Origin of the sequence: Clostridium acidisoli DSM 12555, from assembly GCF_900176305.1 — a bacterium.
Lineage (GTDB): Bacteria > Bacillota > Clostridia > Clostridiales > Clostridiaceae > Clostridium_I > Clostridium_I acidisoli.
Map to the genome: position 1 here is coordinate 102,982 of NZ_FWXH01000004.1, position 13,552 is coordinate 116,533.

12 protein-coding genes and 1 other annotated feature are annotated in these 13,552 nt (G+C 30.2%); of the genes, 11 read left to right on the top strand and 1 reads right to left on the bottom strand.

All coding sequences use genetic code 11. The features are described 5' to 3' along the window. Positions 1 to 4: 4 nt before the first annotated feature. The 4 genes from yhbH (at position 5) to B8978_RS08370 (ending at position 4,762) form a co-directional block, all read left to right on the top strand. Positions 5 to 1,168, top strand: coding sequence for a sporulation protein YhbH (gene yhbH / locus B8978_RS08355; RefSeq protein ID WP_084115197.1), 1,164 nt, complete (start codon positions 5 to 7; stop codon positions 1,166 to 1,168). Positions 1,169 to 1,187: 19 nt separating this feature from the next. Then, a complete protein-coding gene (locus B8978_RS08360) occupies positions 1,188 to 2,561 on the top strand; it encodes a SpoVR family protein (protein ID WP_084115198.1) in 1,374 nt (457 codons plus the stop codon). A gap of 159 nt (positions 2,562 to 2,720) precedes the next feature. Further along, complete coding sequence (locus B8978_RS08365; RefSeq protein WP_084115199.1) at positions 2,721 to 3,623, top strand: M15 family metallopeptidase; 903 nt, start codon at positions 2,721 to 2,723, stop codon at positions 3,621 to 3,623. 17 nt (positions 3,624 to 3,640) lie between these two features. Beyond that, positions 3,641 to 4,762, top strand: a complete 1,122-nt coding sequence (locus B8978_RS08370) for an amidase domain-containing protein (RefSeq protein WP_084115200.1) — start codon at positions 3,641 to 3,643, stop codon at positions 4,760 to 4,762. 107 nt (positions 4,763 to 4,869) lie between these two features. On the opposite strand, the gene B8978_RS08375 is transcribed toward B8978_RS08370, so the two are convergent. Next, the gene (locus tag B8978_RS08375; protein WP_084115201.1) at positions 4,870 to 5,355 is read right to left on the bottom strand and encodes a QueT transporter family protein; all 486 of its coding nucleotides are present in this window, start codon (positions 5,353 to 5,355) and stop codon (positions 4,870 to 4,872) included. A gap of 877 nt (positions 5,356 to 6,232) precedes the next feature. Between B8978_RS08375 and ade the strand changes: the two genes are divergently transcribed. The 7 genes from ade to larE all read left to right on the top strand — a co-directional run bounded on the left by ade (position 6,233) and on the right by larE (position 13,511). After that, positions 6,233 to 7,948, top strand: a complete 1,716-nt coding sequence (gene ade, locus B8978_RS08380; RefSeq protein WP_084115202.1) for an adenine deaminase — start codon at positions 6,233 to 6,235, stop codon at positions 7,946 to 7,948. 73 nt (positions 7,949 to 8,021) lie between these two features. Then, positions 8,022 to 8,888 carry a tRNA 2-thiocytidine biosynthesis TtcA family protein gene (locus B8978_RS08385; RefSeq protein ID WP_084115203.1) on the top strand — a complete coding sequence of 289 codons (867 nt, stop codon included), beginning with the start codon at positions 8,022 to 8,024 and terminating at the stop codon, positions 8,886 to 8,888. A 673-nt stretch (positions 8,889 to 9,561) separates the two neighbouring features. Then, entirely contained in the window at positions 9,562 to 10,227 is a 666-nt protein-coding gene (locus B8978_RS08390) for a DUF2953 domain-containing protein (protein WP_084115204.1), read from the top strand. Between the two features lie 11 nt (positions 10,228 to 10,238). Continuing rightward, positions 10,239 to 10,628, top strand: a complete 390-nt coding sequence (locus tag B8978_RS08395) for a GerW family sporulation protein (protein WP_139796007.1) — start codon at positions 10,239 to 10,241, stop codon at positions 10,626 to 10,628. A gap of 55 nt (positions 10,629 to 10,683) precedes the next feature. Continuing rightward, positions 10,684 to 10,936, top strand: a binding site (T-box leader). 52 nt (positions 10,937 to 10,988) lie between these two features. Next, on the top strand, positions 10,989 to 11,468 hold the full coding sequence (locus tag B8978_RS08400; protein ID WP_084115206.1) for an Lrp/AsnC family transcriptional regulator: 480 nt from the start codon (positions 10,989 to 10,991) through the stop codon (positions 11,466 to 11,468). Then, on the top strand, positions 11,465 to 12,628 hold the full coding sequence (locus B8978_RS08405; protein ID WP_084115207.1) for a pyridoxal phosphate-dependent aminotransferase: 1,164 nt from the start codon (positions 11,465 to 11,467) through the stop codon (positions 12,626 to 12,628). Before B8978_RS08400 ends, B8978_RS08405 begins: the two co-directional genes overlap by 4 nt. Before the next feature lie 55 nt (positions 12,629 to 12,683). After that, a complete protein-coding gene (gene larE / locus B8978_RS08410) occupies positions 12,684 to 13,511 on the top strand; it encodes an ATP-dependent sacrificial sulfur transferase LarE (protein ID WP_084115208.1) in 828 nt (275 codons plus the stop codon). Positions 13,512 to 13,552 lie beyond the last annotated feature (41 nt).

Below are 13,552 nucleotides of genomic sequence, written 5' to 3' on the forward strand. Positions count from 1 at the left end.
TACAGTGGCAATATTTAAAGAACATAATAATAGTTCCATCGGAGGAGATAGAGCAGTAGAGGATAGAAGAAGGCATAGGCAACTTGTTGAGAAATCAATAAAAGAAAACTTAGGGGATATATTATCTGAAGAAAGTATAATTGGGCAGAGTAAAGATAAAAAAATCAAGATACCCATTAGGGGAATAAAGGAATATCAATTTATATATGGTAAAAATTCACCTGGTGTTGGAAGTGGTGAAGGGGATGAAAAAAGAGGTCAGGTGATAGGAAAGGATAAATCAGATGAAGGAGGAAATGGAAACAAAGGTGCAGGCAATGACGAAGGTGAAGACATTTACGAAACAGAAATAACACTAGAAGATGTCCTTGGTTATCTGATGGAAGATTTAGAGCTACCAGAGATGGATAAAAAAAAATTTTCTAATATAGTAACACAAAATGGGAATAAAAAAGCTGGATATCAAAAACATGGTATAAACCCAAGGCTTGCCAAAAAAAGAACTACAATTGAAAAATTGAAGAGACAGCAAAATAAAAAAAGGGCATTAAATGAGGATGGAATAAATGAAGAAATTGAAAGATTTCCATTTAATAATGATGATTTAAGATATTATAGGATAAAAAAAACCTACAAAAGAGAAAGTAATGCCGTTATTTTTTGTGTTATGGATGTTTCAGGATCTATGGATAGTACAAAAAAATATTTAGCGCGATCTTTTTTCTTTATTCTATCTCAATTTGTGAGTACAAAATATTCAAATGTTGAAACTGTTTTTATTGCACACTCAACCGTTGCTAAAGAAGTTAATGAATTTGAATTTTTTCATAAGGTTGAATCAGGTGGAACATATATATCAAGTGGATTAAATATGGCGCTTAATATAATTGATAAGAGGTATAATCCAGAATATTGGAACATATATACTTTTTATGTTAGTGACGGAGACAATTGGTCTGAAGATAATGAAAGAACTGTCACAGCTGTTAAGAAGTTATGTGAACAATGTAATATGTTAGGATATGCAGAAATAATGAGTGGATATTATACCACCAATATAAAAGATAGACTTATGAGAGAAGTTGAAAGCAAAAAATTTATTGCAGTTTCTATAAAAAGAAAAAATGAATTATGGAGTGCACTTAAAGAAATGCTAAAAAAGGAATAGCTAAGGGGTGGTTGAGGCTTTGGAGTACACATTAAAAAATATAGAAGATTGGAACATAAAAATCGAGCAAATAGCTAAAAGCTTTGGATTAGACTATTATGAGCAGGAATTTGAATTTGTTGGATATAAAGATATGCTTGCCTATGAAGCATACTTAGGTATGCCGTCTAGATATCCACATTGGAGTTTTGGGAAGGCATATGAGAAGAGCAGTACTATATATAAATATAATTTAAGTGGTCTTCCATATGAAATGGTTATAAATTCTGATCCTTGTATAGCATATCTTATGAAGGAAAATACTTTACTTTTGCAAATACTCACTATAGCTCATGTGTATGGACATAATGATTTCTTTAAAAATAATAGGTTGTTTAAGGAAGGAACACGTGCTAGCTACACAGTCGAAATGTTTAAAGCACATGCAGATGCCGTTAGAAGATATATAAATGATCCAAGTATTGGATATCAAAAAGTTGAAAGAATACTGGATGCAGCTCATGCAATTAAACTTCAGGCAAGTAGGGTTATTGGAGAGATAAGAGTTAGTGATGAAGAATTAAAAGAAAAAATAATTGAAGATTATGTAAATTCAAATCAAAGAAAAAGTATAATAGAACCATATGAAGAGAAAAAAATAATGGATTTAAATAAAATACCACTAGAACCTGAAGAAGATATATTACTCTTTATAGTGAAATATGGAAATTTACAAGAGTGGGAAAAAAATTTGTTAGAAATAGTTAGACAGGAAACTGCATACTTTATACCTCAAATTGAAACAAAAATTATGAATGAAGGATGGGCTAGTTTTTGGCACTATAATACATTAAAAAAACTTAATCTTAAAGACGAATTGTATTTAGAGTTTATTAAACGTCATAATGATGTTATTGCACCAGGAATAGGTTCTATAAATCCATATTTTATAGGATTTAAAATTTTTAGTTTTCTTTATGAAAAATATGGAATTGAAAAGATATTTGAGGTCAGAAAATTAGATAGAGATGAATCATTTATAAGAAGATATCTTACGGAGGATCTTTGTAGGGAATTAAATTTGTTTAAATATGCAAAAGAGGCCGATAAGTATGTAATTAAAGATGTGGCGGATAAAAGTGGATGGATTAATATAAGAAATACATTAAGTTCTTCTTGTGGAATGGGATCAGTTCCTGTTATAAAAGTTGTAGACATGTCTAGTTATGATAAATCTTTAATTATTGAGCATGTGTACGATGGAAGAGAACTTAATGCTACGTATGCAGAGCAAACTTTAAAATATATATATGAACTTTGGGGACATAGAGTTGTTTTGAAAACAAAAGATGAAGAGGGTGACATAAATATAATTTGTGATGAGAAAGATAAAATTATAAGAAGAAGAGAATAATTTTTGTTTTAGTTAACGTGCATAGAATTGTGTAAAGCAAAGCTACGTACGTTTTTTGTTTCTATAATTATTAACATTTTTGGTAAGTTTATATTTAAGGATAAAGTAGTGCAAATAAGGAATAATAAAAGCAGAATATTAATAAGGAGTATTTTAAAAATGAAAAAAATAATTGTATTATTAATAAATATATTGATTATTTGTAATTCCTCAATTTCTGTAAATGGAGAAACTAGTAAATATAAAGAAACAATGAAACAAGATATACTGTGTTTAATGCTTGCTTATCCTGAAAATATTAAAGATGTGCTTCATGATGACAATGGGAATGTATATATTACCATGAATTCAAGTAAAAAAATCTTATATGACGATAAGGTAAAGAAAAGTGCAGAACAGAAGTTTCAAAATACTGATTTGCAAGATATGATGGAGGAGAAATATCCTCTAGAAACTACAAAAAAGCTTATGGAGAAGGACCAAAATCCTGGTAGATGCAGGGTTTACAGCTTATTTGATGATGTATACGGGAATAATAGAAGTTCAATAGAACACAATCTTAAAAACACTAATCTAATTTATAGAAATCTACAATTTAATAATAAAAACCAAGCATCGAATTCGCTGCATGATGTATTTAAAGAAATTACTGCAATAAAAAATAAAAATAATATATATTCAGCGGTATTTCCCTTAAATGGAACTTATAATTATAGGTTAATTGCAGGCACAGGGAAACTTAGTCCGCATGCTTATGGCATTGCTATAGATTTAAACAGGGATAAAAGAGATTATTGGAAATGGGCATCAAGAGAAGAGGGACAAAAGAGATTAGATATTTATCCTAAAGAGGTAGTGGATATATTTCAAAAGCATAATTTTGTTTGGGGAGGTAAATGGGGGCATTTTGATACCTTACATTTTGAATATCGTCCTGAAATAATTTTAAAAGCTAAATATTTTGGAGATAGTAAGGAAAGAAAAATTTGGTATGAAGGGGCACCAACAGAAGATTTGTTAGTTAAAGATTGTATTAAAAAAATCGATAGTGCGCTGGAGTAAGAGAAAAGGAGAAAAATATGAAGTATTCTTTTTTTAAAAGTGATAGGTTTATAATAAAAGTAATATTGTTTATTTTTATATCTATATCTATATATATAAATCCTTTTATGATTACTAAAACAAAAGCGGCAGAGATTAACAATAAGGAAGAGGTAGAAAAGGCAATAAATTTAATATTTGAAAATAGAAACAAGGCACTTATAAATGGAAATGCTGATTTAATAAAAGCTATTTTTGATACTAAAACAAAGTATGGTACGTGGGCATTTGAGCATGAAAAGAAAAAAATGCAGTATATTCATAATTGGCAAGAAAAACAGGGAATAAAATTTACAAATATAACCCATCAGATAGTAATTAAAAGAATAAGAGAGAAAACTAACAATAACTATTCAGTAAATCTTTTATGCTCTACAGAATACAAATACAAATATGACAATCAAACTGATAAAGAAAACAGTTCAAGAATTGGGACTTATCATGTACTAAACATTGAAAATAGAGGTGGTGAATGGATTATAACAAAAGAATGGTATAAAGATCCTTTTGCAGATTCATTATACTTAGATAATACTAAAGCTTATTCAAGTAAGGAATATATATTATTACAAAATGAAAAAGATGTTAGTGCGTTAGGAGAAAGAAGATTAAAAGCAATGGAATATGCTGATCAATTTTGTGGGGCAGCTAGTGAGAAAAAGTATGGATTTAAATACAATAATAAATATAGGGATTACAATCCGCAAGGAGGAGATTGTGCTAATTTTGCATCTCAAATTTTATTTGAAGGTGGAAAATTTAAAAAGAATGGGTCATGGAATTATGATAGAGCAGGTGCGACAAGGGCTTGGCTTAATGCTGACGGATTTAAAAATTATATGATTAACAGTGGAAGGGCATCATTAATTGCTCATGGTAGTTATGATAAAGTTTATAAAGCTTCATATAAACTTTTACCAGGTGATTTTGTTGCTTATGAAAAAAAAGGTGACATTACACATATTTCAACAGTAACAGGAAGTGATTCAAGAGGATATGCTTTAGTTAGTTGCCATAATACGGATAGAAATAAAGTTCCTTGGGATCTTGGCTGGAGCGATAAAAATATTAAATTTTGGCTTGTACACGTTAATTATTAGATAGGTGAAAAAATAAAGTGAAACTTGCACCCAGATGTGGATTTGGTTTTGATCACACCTGAGTGTTATTTAATTTAGGTTTGTTATTGCTTTTTTATATTTTTTATTTAGTCAAATTTCAAAAATTTAATTAAGCTTTCGTTTTTTAAAAGATTTTTAAACACGGGGTAACCGATACAAGTCACCACCACAAATTCACCTATAGCAACTTCTGCAAAACTTAATAAAAAAGGAAGTTTTGATATAAAATAAAGTTCTAATGCAATTATTAATCCATTTACAAGGCTAGGCCATATAGTTGAAAGTAAAAGATTTTTTGTCTTGCCTACCATTATTACGGCAATTAAAGTTGCTACACTTCCAAAAACTACGTCAGCTATGCCAAGTGGACTAAATAAATTTGCAATTACACATCCTAAAACAAGTCCAGGAACATATCCAAAATCCACAAATGCAAGTAGAACCAAGATTTCAGTCAATCTAAATTGTATAGCACCGTAACTAATAGGGGCAATAAAAAAAGTAAGTGCACCATAAACAGCTGCTACCATAGCTGTTTTAACTAAGTTTTTTGTTGTAAAGAAATTTTTCATTTTATGATCTCCTCTTATAAAAATTTCTCCATGTTATAAACATTTTAATCATAAAAGCACAAAAAAAGACCGCACAAAACAGCCTTTTAATCTAAAATTATAAATAAATATAATAGGTATATAGATTTAAGTGCCGTAGTTTTGTTTATAGACAGGAGGCTTACGAACTGTCTTACTGAGATAGTGTATCAGATTTTTAAAGGATTTTCAATAAATAGTTTGTTATTCATAATATAAAGAAATTGCGAAGTAAAGTGAAGGGTTTTAACGATTGCTTCGCACGTTAAAAGGTGAAGGGTCGCCAAAGGGCGAGGTGATGGGTTTTATCCTTGCTTTCGCGGATAAAATGTGAGGAGTTTATGGATAAATCCATAAAGGCTAAGGAAATTTTTCCTCCTTAGGTGGGAAAAATAATGAATTTAAATTTACATATCTTAGTATTTAAAGATAACTATTCTATGTATTTTAACCGTAGGTTTTGATTTTGGCGTAACCTTTGGTGTTTATATAAAAGTTAAAAAGTTAATATGCTAATACTTATTCATGGTACGCCACGACCTACGGTCAAAAAATGAGGGACAATATACTTTAGATAATAGATTTAAGTTCAAAGATTTTTCGTAGCATCGTGGAGAAAAATCATCCATAGCTTTTTCCCACGGAAAACCCATCACCTTTGACCAGCAAAGCGCCTGTCAAACACTTCGCCTCGCTTTAGCGACCCTTCGCCTTTTCACCGCAAAGCATAGGTGAAAACCCTTCACCAGTACTTCTATGGACCTAATTAATATGGAGGTAATAAAATGCATTTGACTCATAAGCATTTTTTGTTTATCATTTAGTATTAATATTAGTAAATAATATAAGGAGTAAAAACATGAGTGTTGAGATGAAACAAAAAAGAATAAATTTAGCAATGAAAAGAGAAAAAGCAGACTTGGTAATTAAAAATGCCAATATTATAAATGTGTTTACAAAGGAAATTATAAGAGGTGACATTGCAATTTATAAAGACCAAATTGTAGGAATCGGAAATTATGATGGATATAGGGAGATAGATGCTGAAGGAAAGTATGTTTGCCCAGGTCTTATTGACAGTCATCTTCATATAGAATCTTCAATGGTAACACCAACAGAATTTGCAAAAGCAATAATACCTAAGGGAACTACAACTATTATTGCAGACCCTCATGAAATAGCAAATGTATGTGGGATAAATGGAATTAATTTTATGTTAAATCAGTCTAAAGATGTACCCATGAATATTTATTTCATGATGCCATCTTGCGTTCCAAGTACTCCATTTGAGAATAATGGGGCGGACTTAAGTGCTGAACTTATTGCATTACATTTAGCTAATGAAAGAATTTTAGGGCTTGGAGAAGTTATGGACTACACTTCTGTAATTAATGGTAAGGAAGAAATTCTTAAAAAAATTGATTTGTTTGATGACAAGATAATAGATGGACATTCACCAAACCTTAAAGATAAGGAGCTAAATGCATATAGAGTGGCAGGGGTTATGACAGATCATGAATGTTCTACAGTAGAAGAAGCTATTGAAAGACTAAGACTTGGAATGTATGTTCAAATAAGAGAAGGTTCTGGAGCTAAAAATTTAGAGAAACTAATAAAAGGTTTGATTAAATATGATATGAACTTTGATAGATGTGTGTTTTGCACAGATGATAAACATTTAGATGATATACGTAAAGATGGTCATATTAGTTATAATATAAAAAAAGCTGTGAAATTAGGATTAAATCCAATAGAAGCAATATGTATGGCAACTATAAATGCCGCTAACTGTTATAAACTTAAAAGGCTAGGAGCTGTTGCACCAGGATATTCAGCAGATCTGTTAATTTTTGATAGTTTTGAACAGTTTAATGTTGATAAAGTATTTTATCGCGGTGATTTAGTATATGAAAACAATGAAATTAAAACTGAAATGCCCAAATACATCAACGATAGAAATGTACTTAACACAGTAAGAATAGCAAATGTAACAAAGGAAGAGTTAAAAATAAAACTTAGCAGCAATAAGGTTCCGGTAATAAGTTTTAGTGCAAATGAACTTCTTACTAAAAAGGAATTTGCAGAGGTTAATATTATAGATGGAGAATTTGTTCAAGACAATATATTTTCAAAAGTTGCAGTAATAGAGAGGCATAAGGCAACGGGTAATATTGGACTTGGAATTGTTAAAAATTTCAATATAAAAGGCGGTGCAATAGCAAGTACTGTTGCTCACGATTCGCATAACCTTATTGTAATAGGCGACAATGATAGAGATATGCTTGTTGCAATAAATGAATTAAAAAGGGTAAATGGTGGTTATACCGTAGTAAATAATGGAGAAATAAAAGGCACATTAGAGCTTAAAGTTGCAGGACTTATGAGTGATAAGTCTTCTGAATATGTAATGGAAACTTTAAACAAAATGCTTAAAGAAGCGAGAAAATTAGGTATTAATGAAAAAATAGATCCATTTATAACCTTATCTTTTATTGCTCTTCCAGTTATACCGGAAATAAGAATTACAGATCAGGGGTTGTTTGATGTTACAAAATTTGAATTCATAAAATATTAAAAATAATTGAATTTTTAGCGCTATTGAAATAGAATTAGAGAATAGTAGAAATTTTATAAATGAGGTGTAAATATTGAATAGCATTGCAGGAAGTGGATGTGAACTTATAACTCCGTTGTGTGATAGAAAGCCAGTGGAAGAAATAGAGAGAAGTATTATAAAAAAATACAGAAAAAAAACTTGGACAAAATTTATTAAAGCTATAAAAGCCTTTAATTTAGTTGAAGAAGGAGACAAAATTGCAGTTGCTGTTTCAGGTGGCAAAGATAGCCTTTTAATGGCAAAAATGTTTCAAGAATTAAAAAGACATTCTCAAATAAATTTTGAAGTTGAATTTATTGCAATGGATCCAGGATTTCATGAAAGTAATAGGGAACTATTATTAAACAATTGTGAGTATTTAAACATTCCAGTAAAATTGTTTGAATCTGGAATATTTGAAATTGTAGAGAATATAGCAAAAGATTATCCTTGTTATATGTGCGCAAGAATGCGAAGAGGTGCATTATACAGTAAAGCTAAGGAGTTAGGTTGCAATAAACTTGCATTAGGACATCATTTCAATGACATTATTGAAACCACTATGCTAAACGTGCTTTACTCTGGAAACTTTAAGACTATGAAACCAAAGCTTAAAGCAAAGAATTTTGAAGGATTAGAGCTTATAAGGCCGTTATATTACATAGAAGAAGAGGACATTAAGAGATTTGTTAGAAACAATGGACTTTCTACAATGAATTGTGGTTGTATAGTTGCTGCAAACAAAACATCTAGCAAACGTAAGGAAATTAAAGATTTAATTGCAGAATTAAAGAAAACTTTTAATGATGTAGATAAATCAATATTTAATGCTGGACAAAATGTTAATATGGATTCTATTGTAGGCTGGGAAAAAGACGGAAAGAAATACTCTTTTTTAGATGTTTATGATGAGGAGTAGAGGGTAGGTAGTACTACATAATATAAAGAAATTGCGAAGTAACTAGTTAAATCTTTTTACTCTACTACGTGAGTAAAAAGGTGAAAGATTGCCAGAGTGGCAAGATTAAAGAATTAACGATAATGCCGTTAATGGTGATAGAATTTGCTTGCAGCAAAAGGTTTAGGATGATTTTTCTACGCTATGCTGCGAAAAATCTTTGAACTTAACTATATAAGCTAAAGTATATTGCCCTTCATTTTTGACCGAAGGTCATGGTATTCAATGCATAAGTATTTATTGCAATACTAACCGTAATGTTAGCACCACAGGCTACGCCTAAAAGCATAAACTGCGGTTAAAATATATATTTGAGTTATCTTTAAATACTAATATATATAAATTAAGTTTGCTATTTTTCTGACGTAGGAGGAAAAATTTCCTTTACCGGATACGTAAGTAACTTCTCTCACCTTTGACGGCTTTAGCCTCGTCAATTCTTCCATCTAGCCGAAGGATTTCTTTAATCTTTTTATCTAGCTTTAGCTATGATGAAAATCTTTAACCCTCGTGCTTCGCAATTTCTCAATATTGTGAAGATAAAAACGACAATTTGGCAAGCTATAAATTTATATAGGATTTAGGTTATTTATAGTATAATATAATTAATATCAATATAAGGCAGGTTAGATTTATGTTTGCTGCTATCTTATTTTTAAAAATCCTATTAGCATTACTTATTGTTTTTATTTTTGTTTTGATTCTAGTTCTAATTATTCCATATAGTTACAATATAAAGTATAATGTAAATAGTGGAATATGTGGTCATGTAAAAATTAAAGCTTTTTATGGATTAATCCAAATTGAACATGAAAAATTAAACGATAGCTCTAAATTAAAACTATACATATTTAAATTTTGTATTTATTGTAAAGGTAATGAAACTGATGAAAAAGTAGATAAAGATTCAGAAAAAACTGAAATTCATAAAAGTAAAAAACATAAGATGAATTTTAAGTGGATTAAAAAAAAGTTTATTAAAAGAGTACTTGAATATTTATATGAAATTGGAGGATTAATAAAACCAAAATCATTTACAATTAGTGGAGTGTATGGATTCTATGATCCGTCGGTTACAGGACTTATATCTGCAGTTATTCCGATGATTCAAGTTATTGCTCCAGCTGTTAATATAGACTTAAATCCAGTTTTTTTAGAAGATATAATAGATATTCAAATTATGTGCTTAGGAAAGATAAGTCTTCTTGTGGTTGTTTTTAAAACTGTAGTGTTTGTATTGGATAAAAACATAAGAAATGTTATATTTAGGCATAGTAAACAAAATAAAAATGTGTTGTAGGAGGAATTAAAATGGAGAATAACTCTTCAATAAAAGAAAATGTAGATTCATTGTTTAGTAATTTAGAAAAATTTCTTAAAACGGAAACTGTAGTTGGGGAACCAATAGTAGTAGGAGAAACTACATTAGTTCCAATAATAAGTGTGGCATTTGGATGTGGAACAGGAAACGGACAAGGTGGTGACAAAAAGGAATCACAAGGTGGTGGATCTGGACTTGGTGTGGCTGCTAAAATTACACCAAATGCAATAGTTGTTATAAAAGGTGATAAAGTTAATTTACTACCTGTAAGCGGTAAAAATAGTTTAGATAATTTGATTGACTTGGTACCGGGGATAGTTTCAAAAATAAAACCTAAAAAAGTTGAAAAAAACAGTTCGAATATAAAAAAAGCAGATTAAAAGTTATAGATAACATTGAACAATCAATACTATTTTGGTATAATGATTTAAAATTATAAAGGCTATGAAGAGGAAGAGTAGGCAATATTATAATTCAAAGAGAGTTGATTTAAGGTGAGATGTCAACAATATGAATTGCAGAAGGCAGCCTCTGAGTTTCTTATCGAGAAATAAGAATTTTTTAATTCAAAGAATAGAGAAAGACGTGTCCTCACGTTACAGAGGAAAGGGATAAAAAATCCCTTACTAAGAGAGAATAGAAATATTCTAATTAGGGTGGTACCGCGAATAACATTTTCGTCCCTTACAAGGATGAAGGTGTTTTTTTTATACAAAAATAATGATTAGGAGTTGGATTTAATGGAAGAAATTCTTGAGATTCTTGAAAAAAATAGTAAATATACAGTGGAAGAAATTGCAAAAATGACAGGTAAAACTGAAAATGAAGTGAAAAGTGCAATAAAGGAATATGAAGATAAAAATGTAATAGCTGGATATTCAGCTTTGATAAATTGGGAAATGACTAGTAAAGAGACAGTGCTTGCACTTATTGAAGTTAAAATAACACCACAAAGAGGCGAAGGTTTCGATAAAGTTGCAGAAAGAATATATAAATTTCCAGAAGTTAAATCATGTTACCTTATGTCAGGTGGATTTGATTTAACAGTTATAATAGAAGGTAAAACCATGAAAGAAGTAGCTCTTTTTGTTGCAGAAAAACTTGCAGTTCAAGAGTATGTATTAAGCACTTCTACGCATTTTGTATTAAAAAAATATAAAGATAAGGGAACAATATTTAAAGAAAAACCAGAAGATGATAGGGAGGTAACATTTATATGAAATTAGAGGATATGATATTAGAAAACGTAAGGAATATGCCTCCATCTGGAATAAGAAAATATTTTGATATGATACATGAAATGGATGATGCGATATCACTTGGAATTGGAGAACCAGATTTTGTAACGCCTTGGAATATAGTAGAGTCAGGAATATATTCTTTAGAGAAGGGGCATACGCATTATTCCGCAAACTCTGGTTTTATTGAACTTAGAAAAGAAATATGTAAATCATTGAGCAGAAAATATGGACTTAAATATGATTATAATGATGAGGTTATTGTTACAGTTGGTGGAAGTGAAGGCATTGACATAGCATTAAGAGCATTAACTGGTCCAGGAGATGAAGTTATAATTCCAGAACCAAGTTTTGTAGCATATAAAGGATGTACAGCATTTACGGGAGCAACATCAAAGGTTATTAATTTGAGAGAAGAAGATGAATTTAAACTTACACCAAAGTTATTAGAAGAAGCTTTAACACCAAAAACAAAGGTTGTAATAATTCCATTTCCTAATAATCCTACAGGTGCTATTATGACAAGAGATGAATTACAAAGTATAGTGAATGTATTAAAGGATAGAGATGTAATTATATTATCAGATGAGATATATTCAGAACTTACCTATGAAAAGGAGCACGTATCAATAGCAAGTTTTCCAGAAGTTAGAGATAAGACCATTGTTATAAATGGTTTTTCAAAAGCTTATGCAATGACAGGTTGGAGACTTGGTTATGTCTGTGGCGATAAAATTTTAATAGATGCCATGAAAAAAATACATCAATATGCAATAATGTGTGCACCTACTAATGCTCAATATGCTGCCATAGAAGCACTTAAAAATGGTGATGTGTCTGTAAATGAAATGGTAAGTGAATATAATAGAAGAAGAAGGGTAATTGTATCTAGTTTTAGAGATATGGGCCTTAAATGTTTTGAGCCATTAGGGGCATTTTACGTTTTCCCGTCAATAAAATCTACAGGACTTACATCGGATGAATTTTGTGAGAAATTATTACAGAAGGAAAAAGTTCTTGTTATACCAGGTAATGCCTTTGGAGAATGTGGTGAAGGTTTTGTAAGGGTTTGTTATTCTTCATCTATGGATAATATATTAGAAGCTATGAAAAGAATGGAAAGATTTATAAAACAATTGTGATAGAGAAGTATAAAGTGATAATATGTATATAAGGTTTGTATGAGAGGAGTAATTTATGGGAGAAGATAAATTAAGTATATTGAAAAAAAATTTAAGAAACTTAGAAAGTATTGCCATAGCATATTCCGGTGGTGTTGACAGCACATTCCTTTTAAAGGTGGCATGCGAGGTATTAGGTGACAAAGTAATTGCAATAACAGCAAAATCTTCAACATATCCAGAAAGAGAACTAATGGAGGCAAAAAAATTTGCTGAGGAAATTGGTGTTAAACATATAATAATAGTATCAGAAGAATTGGATATTGAAGGGTTCGCCAAAAATCCTACAAATAGATGTTATTACTGTAAAAAAGAATTGTTCACTAAGATACAAAATATTGCAAAAGAAAACAAAGTGAAACATGTGGTTGATGGATCAAATATGGATGACACAGGGGACTATAGACCTGGAATGATAGCTGCTAAGGAATTAGGTGTTATAAGCCCTTTGAAGCTTTCCAATATGACTAAAGACGATATAAGAAACTTTTCAAAACAATATGGACTCAAAACATGGAATAAACCTTCTTTTGCATGTCTTTCTTCAAGAGTTCCTTATGGAAGTAATATTACTATAGGAAAATTAAAAATGATAGAAAATGCAGAACAATTCCTTCTTGATTTAGGATTTAGACAGGTAAGAGTAAGGCATCATGGAGAAATAGCAAGAATTGAGGTATCACCTGAAGAAAGAGAAGCTTTTTTTAATTTAAATACAATGGACAAAGTTTCCGAAAAGCTTAAAGAAATTGGATTTAAATACGTTACATTAGATCTCTTTGGATATAGAACAGGAAGTATGAACGAGGTGCTTACGGACAAGCAAAAAATATTAAATCAATAAGGATAAACCTGTCTATTGCATTTTAAATTTAAATATTGCAT